The sequence below is a fragment of the Staphylococcus sp. AtHG25 genome (genome assembly GCF_003217445.1).
Taxonomy (GTDB): domain Bacteria; phylum Bacillota; class Bacilli; order Staphylococcales; family Staphylococcaceae; genus Staphylococcus; species Staphylococcus haemolyticus.
This window is the reverse complement of record NZ_QJSN01000029.1, coordinates 1-8,953: the sequence shown is the minus strand read 5'-3', so window position 1 is coordinate 8,953 and position 8,953 is coordinate 1. Positions and strand designations below refer to the sequence as shown.

At 29.7% G+C, this 8,953-nt stretch carries 11 protein-coding genes and 1 pseudogene; 3 read left to right on the top strand and 9 right to left on the bottom strand.

Features of this window, described 5'->3' with window-relative positions; translation table 11 throughout:
- Positions 1 to 145 precede the first annotated feature (145 nt).
- The 3 genes from BDW31_RS11995 to tadA form a co-directional block, all read right to left on the bottom strand.
- Positions 146 to 712, bottom strand: a complete 567-nt coding sequence (locus BDW31_RS11995) for an NADPH-dependent FMN reductase (protein ID WP_110709681.1) — start codon at positions 710 to 712, stop codon at positions 146 to 148.
- Between the two features lie 22 nt (positions 713 to 734).
- Positions 735 to 1,604, bottom strand: a complete 870-nt coding sequence (locus tag BDW31_RS11990; protein WP_110709680.1) for a Cof-type HAD-IIB family hydrolase — start codon at positions 1,602 to 1,604, stop codon at positions 735 to 737.
- A gap of 133 nt (positions 1,605 to 1,737) precedes the next feature.
- Positions 1,738 to 2,211 carry a tRNA adenosine(34) deaminase TadA gene (gene tadA / locus BDW31_RS11985; protein WP_110709678.1) on the bottom strand — a complete coding sequence of 158 codons (474 nt, stop codon included), beginning with the start codon at positions 2,209 to 2,211 and terminating at the stop codon, positions 1,738 to 1,740.
- 63 nt (positions 2,212 to 2,274) lie between these two features.
- Between tadA and BDW31_RS11980 the strand changes: the two genes are divergently transcribed.
- Entirely contained in the window at positions 2,275 to 2,892 is a 618-nt protein-coding gene (locus BDW31_RS11980) for a deoxynucleoside kinase (protein ID WP_011276689.1), read from the top strand.
- The gene (locus BDW31_RS11975; RefSeq protein ID WP_011276690.1) at positions 2,885 to 3,547 is read left to right on the top strand and encodes a deoxynucleoside kinase; all 663 of its coding nucleotides are present in this window, start codon (positions 2,885 to 2,887) and stop codon (positions 3,545 to 3,547) included. The genes BDW31_RS11980 and BDW31_RS11975 overlap by 8 nt, the downstream gene beginning before the upstream one ends.
- 58 nt (positions 3,548 to 3,605) lie before the next feature.
- Here BDW31_RS11975 and BDW31_RS11970 read toward each other — a convergent pair whose 3' ends face one another.
- The 5 genes from BDW31_RS11970 to BDW31_RS11955 all read right to left on the bottom strand — a co-directional run bounded on the left by BDW31_RS11970 (position 3,606) and on the right by BDW31_RS11955 (position 7,529).
- Entirely contained in the window at positions 3,606 to 4,307 is a 702-nt protein-coding gene (locus BDW31_RS11970) for an HAD family hydrolase (RefSeq protein WP_011276691.1), read from the bottom strand.
- 99 nt (positions 4,308 to 4,406) lie between these two features.
- On the bottom strand, positions 4,407 to 4,826 hold the full coding sequence (locus tag BDW31_RS11965; RefSeq protein ID WP_011276692.1) for a GNAT family N-acetyltransferase: 420 nt from the start codon (positions 4,824 to 4,826) through the stop codon (positions 4,407 to 4,409).
- Positions 4,827 to 5,243: 417 nt separating this feature from the next.
- Complete coding sequence (locus BDW31_RS11960) at positions 5,244 to 6,068, bottom strand: Fic family protein (RefSeq protein WP_016931390.1); 825 nt, start codon at positions 6,066 to 6,068, stop codon at positions 5,244 to 5,246.
- Positions 6,069 to 6,185: 117 nt separating this feature from the next.
- A complete protein-coding gene (locus BDW31_RS12800; RefSeq protein ID WP_011276695.1) occupies positions 6,186 to 6,482 on the bottom strand; it encodes a hypothetical protein in 297 nt (98 codons plus the stop codon).
- Positions 6,483 to 7,079: 597 nt separating this feature from the next.
- Positions 7,080 to 7,529: a GNAT family N-acetyltransferase gene (locus BDW31_RS11955; RefSeq protein WP_011276697.1), complete on the bottom strand. Its 450-nt coding sequence runs from the start codon at positions 7,527 to 7,529 to the stop codon at positions 7,080 to 7,082.
- Positions 7,530 to 8,039: 510 nt separating this feature from the next.
- Between BDW31_RS11955 and BDW31_RS11950 the strand changes: the two genes are divergently transcribed.
- Positions 8,040 to 8,456, top strand: coding sequence for a VOC family protein (locus BDW31_RS11950; protein ID WP_011276698.1), 417 nt, complete (start codon positions 8,040 to 8,042; stop codon positions 8,454 to 8,456).
- Positions 8,457 to 8,718: 262 nt separating this feature from the next.
- Here the strand turns inward: BDW31_RS11950 and BDW31_RS11945 are convergent.
- Positions 8,719 to 8,953: pseudogene (locus BDW31_RS11945) on the bottom strand (IS5/IS1182 family transposase); the annotation flags it as partial.

The window sequence follows — 8,953 nt, the reverse complement described above, 5'->3', positions numbered from 1 at the left end:
CCAACAATACGGAGTATTGTAAATAAAGAAGCCAGTAAATGAATTTGTTAAAACTCATTTACTGGCTATTTCTCTAGGGTTTATGTCCCAGACTCTTTAAACTAGTTTCTTCCTTTATAAATGTATTTTTTTACATTATTATAATTTATTTTAAATGTTCGTACGGACTGTTATTTACAAATGATACAATTTGATCAACAAATAATTTTGCGCGTAATTGGAATTCTTCGTCATTTAAATACAGTGTGCCATCTTCTAATTTTGCATAGTCCGAATCGTGTGTTGCAATTTGTGTAGGTACAGCAATACCTAATAAACTACGAACAATGACACGTAAATGTGAGAGTGGTTCTGAACTTACGATACCTCCGCTATTACCGATTAATCCTACTGGTTTCATTTTGACATAATCCATATTGATATGATCTAATGCATTTTTTAAGATGCCAGAATATGAACCATGATAATTAGGAGTTCCAAGTACTAAGAAGTCTGCTGCCATTACTTTTTCTTGAAAATCTTTAATATTGGTTTTAATTTCATCGATAGACGGCGTTGTCCCAGAAAAGTCTAATTGATTTAATGGGCGTTCTGCTAAGTCATAAATATCAACATCTAAATCATGTGTATCAAACTGTCCCACTAAGTATTTAGCTAACGCATTTGTATGTGAGCCAACTTTGGCACTACCAACAATTATATGTCCTTTCATTTCTACTATACACCTCTTAATATTAATTATTTTCTTCTTTCAATAACTTCATGATGGCTTTTCCAACACCACTATTTTCATTGGTATCAGTTACATATTTAGCAACTGCTTTAACTTCTGGCATAGCGTTTTCTACTGCGACCGGATAACCTACATGTTCTAGCATTGACACGTCATTCAAATTATCACCTAATGCCATAACGTCTTTTAAATCAATATTTAATTGGTTAGCAATAGACTCTAACGCGATTCCTTTTTGCGCGTCAGAATGTGTAATTTCAAGATTTCCGCGTGAAGATGATGAAATGGCTAAACTTGGAATAGCTGAAAGTTCTGCTCCAATGGCGTTTATTTTCTCTAAATCGGGATTAAAGGCTAACACTTTCATGATTAATTCTCCCGGGATATCTTCAATTTCTTCATAACTATTTACAACTTTTAATGTGCCATTATCTATACGCTTTTGAATGCCTTGTTTAATCTTTTCAACATCCGCTTCTTGTCCTGCTTGTTTAGCAATATCTAAATATATATCTAAATCTTTAGTAGGATCTTCTGTATAAATCCCTCTATTAGTGTAAATTTGATAATATACGTCATCTTTATCTAGAATTGATTTAATGCGTTCCACTAATTCATGATTCAAATTAGACGTATTCATAATATTAAATGATTCATCACGTACTTCCGCACCATTTAAACAAATATATGGTACGCTTAAATCTGTCTCAGCTACAGGTGTATTCGCTTCATAAAATGCACGACCTGTCGCAATGGCAACTGTTATTCCTTGTGATTGTGCAAATTTAATCGCATCAACATTTTCTTTTGAAATTTCATGTGCAGCATTTAACAATGTGCCATCCATATCTGTTGCTATTAACTTAATCATACAGTTACCTCGTTTCATTATCTTAATTAAACGCTATTTATTTTGAAAAAGTATCATCTAAAAGTTTTTAAACCTCAATTTTGACACCACATTCACGTGTATTATTTTAACAAATATAAAACAATTTGTACGCTTACTTGTTCGTTTTAGACTTCTTTAACCGTAGCTCACGGAAGAAGTTTCGTAATAAATCACCACATTCTTGCTCAAGTACGCCTTTAACAATTTCAGCTCTATGATTAAATTGAGATTCTTCTAATAGATTCATCAAGCTACCAATACATCCACCTTTAGGATCAGTGGCGCCGTATACCACTTTAGGAATTCTACTCATTACAATGGCACCGGCACACATGACACAGGGTTCCAACGTTACATATAAGGTGCAACCTTCTAAACGCCAACTCCCAAGTACTTTTGAAGCACGTTCAATAGCGATATGTTCTGCGTGAGCCGTAGGTAGCTGCGCAGTTTCTCTTAAGTTATGTGCGCTTGCTATGACTTCATTGTTTTTAACTATGATTGCGCCTATAGGAACTTCTCCAAGTTTTTGAGCTTTTTTAGCTTCTTCAATCGCTAATTTCATGTAATATTCATCATTTGCCATGTGTGTTATACCTCACTTATGATACAATACTCATTGTCTATTTTAACATTTGGAGATGTGATTATGAACAAACCATTTATCGCAATTGAAGGCCCAATTGGTGTAGGTAAATCTTCCCTAACTCATAAGCTTAGCCAGACATTAAATTACTATGAAGAAAAAGAAATAATTGATGAAAATCCATTTTTATCTGACTTCTACGATGATATTTCTAAATGGAGTTTTCAAACAGAAATGTTTTTCCTCTGTAATCGATATAAACAGGCAAAAGATATCGCTAAAATGACTCAAGGTGTTGTTAGCGATTATCATATTTATAAAAATAAAATTTTTGCTCGTAACACGTTGAGTAATAATGAATTTGATAAATTTGACCGCATTTTCGATATTTTAACTGAAGATCTTGAAATGCCTAACATGATTATTTTCTTAGATGCTGATTTGGAGGTTCTGAAACAAAGAATAGCTCAACGTAATCGTAGTTTTGAACATCATATTGAGGATGACTATTTATTGAATCTCAAAGAAGATTATTTAACATTTTATAATGCCATGAAAAGTGAAGGCGCGAATGTCGTCTTAATTAATACAAGTGAAATTGATTTTGTTAAAAATGACTCAGATTATCAATCAATTTTAGAAAAAATAAGACCTATGATAGGAGCAATTGAACATGAATAATTATAAAGTACCTCAAAACGCAATAATCACCATTGCTGGTACCGTTGGTGTTGGGAAATCAACATTGACACAGGCTTTAGCTGACAAATTAAATTTTAAAACCTCTTTTGAAAATGTAGATCATAATCCTTATCTAGATAAATTTTATGATGACTTTGAACGTTGGAGTTTCCACTTACAAATCTACTTTTTAGCAGAACGTTTTAAAGAACAAAAACGTATGTTTGAATATGGTGGTGGATTCATTCAAGATCGCTCTATTTATGAAGATGTTGATATTTTCGCGAAAATGCACGAAGAACAAGGTACTATGAATGAAGATGATTTTAAAACATATTCTGAGTTGTTCAATGCAATGGTAATGACACCTTACTTCCCTAAACCTGATGTATTAATTTATCTTGAGTGCGACTACAATGAAGTAATTGAGCGTATCAAAGCACGTGGTCGTGATATGGAAATTAATACGGATCCTGAGTATTGGCAAAAGTTATTCAAACGTTATGAAGACTGGATAAATAACTTTAATGCCTGTCCGGTCGTGCGCGTTAACATCAACGAATATGATATTCATGAAAACCCAGACTCTTTAGACCCAATTATTGATAAAATTGCTCATGTAATTAATACTTATCGCAAGGTAGATAATCGTTAACATAAACAAAACGCTACACATTTCAAACTCTTTGTGTAGCGTTTTTACATTTTTTATCTTATTTGTTTTCAATATATTGTTTTAAGACTTCGGGCACACTCACAGCTGTCTCTATTATCACATCAGCATCTACTAACTCTTCTTTTTTAGCTATACCAGTAAGTACACCAATTGCTAAACCTAATTCAGCATTAACCTTTGTTTTCATGTCGTTATTAGTGTCTCCTACTATAACTACATCTTCAGGTTCGACATCATAAGAATCAAACAGTGGATTTAATACTGCTGGATTTGGCTTTTCCGCTGCATGTGATTCTGTAGAGATAACTAAGTCGAAAGCGTCTTTAGAATTGGTATCTTCAAGAAATTGCAATACCCCTTTTCGTGAATCACTTGTAACAATTCCAATTTTATAGCCGTCTTTTTTTAAAGATTGAATCATATCATACACACCATCAATCCAGTTGTTCTCTGGCACACGTGTATCAACAAGCTCCTGGCTCGTATTACGTGTCCAAGTTGAGACATCTTTACCAACAACGTTATTAAAAGCTTTAATCATTTCATCTAGTGACCCTGACCCCATTACAGAATCAGGAACGATGGCATTATCAAGAACACCTAATTGGCGATGTGCAACTTCTTTATCAGCTACTGGGTATTCCTCTAAAAGACTATCCACTAATCTTATACCAATTTTCTCCCAACTCTTATCAAATTCTATTAAAGTCCCGTCTTTATCAAATAATATCCATTCCATTTACATAACACTCCTGTGAATTATGATTATTAACTCTTCTATTGTAATACAAATTTTTATTTTAGACTCAATAGAATGATTTAATATTCCATCTACCAATTATTCAGTATATGTATCTGTTAGGCGTTTATCTTGATATATAACCATACCAGTTTTCAATTTTTTAAATCCAGCCTTTTGATAAAATTCTAAATTATCGATAGTTGAGATTAAATGGATACATGAAAGTGACCCTATTTCCTTAAGAATGTGTTCAAGCATATGCATACCAATTTGATTATTTTGAAAATCTTTATTAACAACAACGTCATAGATAGCTGCATTGAATACACCATCTGATAATGCTCTAGCAAAACCAATGACTTTATTATCATAAATTGCAAAGACTACATGTGTACTATTCTCAAAAATTTTTCGTATCTTATCTTTATCATGTTTTAACCAACCAACTGATTGATATGTTTCGTAAATTGAATCAATATAGCTTTCATCGAAATAAGTAATTAGTTTAAATTCCATTTAATCCCCCCAATCATCTTTATATTTTATTATACAAACTTATTTAATATCTTTTAAGTTTCAAAAATACGCGAATCAATACCGTTTCATTTATCATTTGCCTACGTTGATTCAATTAAGCGAAATTTGTGATTGTGTAATTTAAAAACCGATATAAATAATTCACCCCGAAAATTAGATTTTTAATCTAATACCGGGGTGATTTTTCATTATAGCTTTAATTATTTAGGTTCACCGTGTACTAAAATGCTACTAATAAAGTCAATCGCTTTTTTTATGAAACCGAATACGTCTGTCATTTGATTCCACTCCTTCATTAATATTTAAATTACACTTTTATTGTAAGTACCTGAGAATAAATTTGGCGTTTATTGCTTAATTGCCCATTAATGTTGCGTATTTGTATGTTTAAATATTTCAATTTGAATTGTTTTGCATAGAAAGTAATTCCTGTACGTAACTATCTTTTACTTCGTAAACAACAGGATTACTTTTTAACTTAATTAATTTGCTTTCATATTTTTTTATTACTTCATTAACTTTATTTCTTGAATATCCTGCGATATCTTTGACTCCTTTAATAGTAATTCTAGAATATTTACTTCCAAAAATTTTATCTTGAAGTAATATAAAGAGAACATCTGAATCATATTTATTCAATCCTTGTTGATCAAGTGCCTGTGCAAGTCTTTTAATTATTTCTGTATTATTTTCAAACGTTTCTATTATATTATTTTGTCCTTCAATAAGTAATTGCATCATATCATCAATGAAATTTGTTATTTCACCTTTATTAAAGTAATCAGATGCTTCTTGAAATGCCTTATAATATTTATTTTTATTGTGATTTACGACGTATGAAAAAGTGAGTGCTGTAAATGAATCCAAGTTATCATTAAGCAATTTAGCTAAAATATATCTTCCTACTCTTCCATTTCCATCATAAAACGGATGAATGTATTCAAACATGTAATAACTAGCTAGAATTTTATAAATATCTGGTGCTTCGTAATGTTTAATAAAACTTAAATAGATAGTTAGATATTCAAAAATTTCTGGTTCATTAAATTCATTTCTGTGAATCCATTTACTTTTAGCATTGTCATATACACCAATAGAATTTTTTCTAAACAAATTTCCATCTGGTAAATCTTTTTCTAGAATTTCAGAAGGCACAATTAAATCAAAGATATTACGTATATCTGTAATTGAGTTAATTTCAACATCATCATTTTCAATCATAATATATTGGTTTACTAATCCATCAAAACGCTTATTCTCACCTTTAGTTTTGTTTAAAGACGCAGCTATTTCTTTTTTCGTACTTTTTATATTTTCAATTTTATTTGTACTTTGGATTTAATTGATTAATAAATGTTTAATATATACTTCATTCGCAACTTTAGGCAATTCTGAGGAAAGTTGCTTAATTCTATCTGAGTTTTTTAAGACCTTTTCAAGATTAATACCTAATGATCGATTTAGAACAAAGAATAGAGGATACTCTACGTCTCTTTGTTGTTTCTCGTCCTGAATTGGATGGATTATAAAATCGGTAACATAACTTGAATAACTATTTAACCGCATATTATATTCTGTATCTACATTATCCCAACCATACATATGAAAAAGCTTTTTTAATGATTTGTACTCCACAAGGTACACCTTCTTACTTATCATATATTTAAATATGATATTTATGAATGATTATATTATATATAATCCGTTCTTCTTTTAAAAACAATATTCTTAACTTTAAAAATCACTATACTCAAGATGAAACATAGTTAAAAAATTAATTATGTTAAATAGTCATTTTTATAAGTATACTAATCATCATTGAATATTCCTTCTATATTTTCAGTAGATATACATTTTAATATAAAAACACCTGTCATAGTAACAGGTGTCTAAGCTAAGATAAATCCAAATAAATTATTTCTTTCTATCGTTTAGTAACTTAAGTAACACAAATGTAGTAGCTATATTTAAAAAGACATTAATCATACCAAAATTAATAAATAAGCTAGTCCATAGACATATCACTAATAAAATCGCAATTATTCTCATATATTTACAATAAGTTCCTTTCCTAAAAACATCAATTTTTAGTATGAAACTATAAATGGTTTTATAAATAATTCTTAATGTAAAAAGTGCTATACAATTTAAGTTGGTTAATAAAAAAACTTTACTTATCAACGCTTATTTTTAATCTTTATTATTTTTATATAACATCCATATATTACTTGCTCACACTTTTTTCAAAAACCAAATCTTATCTCTACATAAAATTCCATTTTCGTATATTTTATCATTATAATTTCTTTCGAAGAACCCAATTTCTACTCCAATCATTCTGAAACCTGCTTTTTGATAAAAAGCAATTTGATCAATACTAGAATTGCCTGTCCCCACAATGATCTCTTTGTATCCTTTTTGTTTTGCATAATCAAACAAATGTAATAATAATTTTTTACCAATACCGTGACTTTGTTTATTTTCACTAACAGCTATGTTGACTAATTCAACCTTATCTATATTAATTTCTTTTAACACATAACAACCTAATATTACTGAACCATCTTTATAAATAAAGCATTCTCCACTCTGAAGGTATTCTAAAATTAATTTCATAGACGGATCAGCCAACAACAGTAAATCAAATGGTGCATCTTCAATAGAGTCCAATTTTTCAAACATAAATATCCCTACTTTTCAAAAATAGAATTTATTCTTAGTTATTTAATTTTTATCGATTTATAGACTTCTAATTAATATAAATAGCTTCATAAATTTAAATTACCCCTAAGTAAGAAATAATTTGCACTTACCAACTATTTCTATAATAATAAGCTATCCACCCTTACATGTTATTCTCAATTTGAGAATTCATATGTTTTCTTTAGCATCTTTTAGACTATTTTTATATTTCAATATTAACATCCATGCTAATATCTTTATTTTTCTCATATGTTTTACATTAATTAAAATTCAAGATATTTTATAGCTTAATATACAATTTTCGACACTAACCTTTTATGAAAAGATATTACTTCGCTATTCTTAATAAACACATTTAACACAAACCACATCGCTAAATTAATATATTAGTTCAATTCATATTCTAATTTTAGTCTCTCCATTATTGACTTTAACGTTACGTAATAGATTATGTTTTAGTTATACCAAAGAAATGGAGGAAGATTTGAAATGGATTATTATCAAATGCCAATGTTTAATAAGATACTAGTCAGTGACATTCAAAAAGCAGCGAAGTGGTATGAAAAAACACTAGGATTTAACAGTGTATTTAAATTTAGAAATGATAAAAATGAGGTTTTAATGGAGCATCTGAGATTGGAGAAGTATCAAGATATCATGCTAATTTCTAGTGATGACTTTGAAGTTGGTAATGCAACATACTTGAATATTTTAGTTAAAGATATTAATAACTTAGAGAAACACATAACTTCACAATTTATTGTGGAACAACTTGAAGAAAAACCATGGAACGCTAAAGAAATGACTATAAAAGACTTAGACGGTCACTTATTAACACTTTCACATTCAAATATAACTGATAAAGATTTTCAAAAATTAATGAAAAAAACTTCAAGTAATTTCTAAATCTTTAATTGATAATTAAACGTAGTTAAGCGACTTCTGAGAGATTTAGAATTATTGATAAACGTAAGTGCTCACACACTTAAGTAAATAGTTCTAAGATAGATTACGAAGTGTAGTTGTGAAGACTCCTATGTTGCTTATCTATCTAAAAACTATTTTAGAAGACCGCGGCTCGACCCAGCCCCCTAAGCAAGCATCACAACAGAATGAGTAAATGTTCATCAAAGAATTTCTTTAGAGAATTACAGGCTGAAGCTGTCTCCTAAAAAACGAGCCAACAATACGAAATATCGTAAATAAATAGGGAGTGGGACATAAAGTTCTTGGATAAGTGAAAAAAGACAATTTCTATTGAAATAATATAGAAATTGTCTTTTTTATAAATTTTTTGATTATTTTCAACTCGTTGAGCTACTACTTTTCTTATATTAAGTGCCATTAATACAAAACCAAGTTCTCTTTTGACTTTATTGAGTCCTCGGACAGACATCCGAGTG

Bases quoted from the DNA above. Each gene is read 5' to 3' on its own strand.
- BDW31_RS11995 (WP_110709681.1), bottom strand. From the start codon at position 712: ATGAAAGGACATATAATTGTTGGTAGTGCCAAAGTTGGCTCACATACA.
- BDW31_RS11990 (WP_110709680.1), bottom strand. From the start codon at position 1,604: ATGATTAAGTTAATAGCAACAGATATGGATGGCACATTGTTAAATGCT.
- tadA (WP_110709678.1), bottom strand. From the start codon at position 2,211: ATGGCAAATGATGAATATTACATGAAATTAGCGATTGAAGAAGCTAAA.
- BDW31_RS11980 (WP_011276689.1), top strand. From the start codon at position 2,275: ATGAACAAACCATTTATCGCAATTGAAGGCCCAATTGGTGTAGGTAAA.
- BDW31_RS11975 (WP_011276690.1), top strand. From the start codon at position 2,885: ATGAATAATTATAAAGTACCTCAAAACGCAATAATCACCATTGCTGGT.
- BDW31_RS11970 (WP_011276691.1), bottom strand. From the start codon at position 4,307: ATGGAATGGATATTATTTGATAAAGACGGGACTTTAATAGAATTTGAT.
- BDW31_RS11965 (WP_011276692.1), bottom strand. From the start codon at position 4,826: ATGGAATTTAAACTAATTACTTATTTCGATGAAAGCTATATTGATTCA.
- BDW31_RS11960 (WP_016931390.1), bottom strand. From the start codon at position 6,068: ATGATTGAAAATGATGATGTTGAAATTAACTCAATTACAGATATACGT.
- BDW31_RS11955 (WP_011276697.1), bottom strand. From the start codon at position 7,529: ATGTTTGAAAAATTGGACTCTATTGAAGATGCACCATTTGATTTACTG.
- BDW31_RS11950 (WP_011276698.1), top strand. From the start codon at position 8,040: ATGGATTATTATCAAATGCCAATGTTTAATAAGATACTAGTCAGTGAC.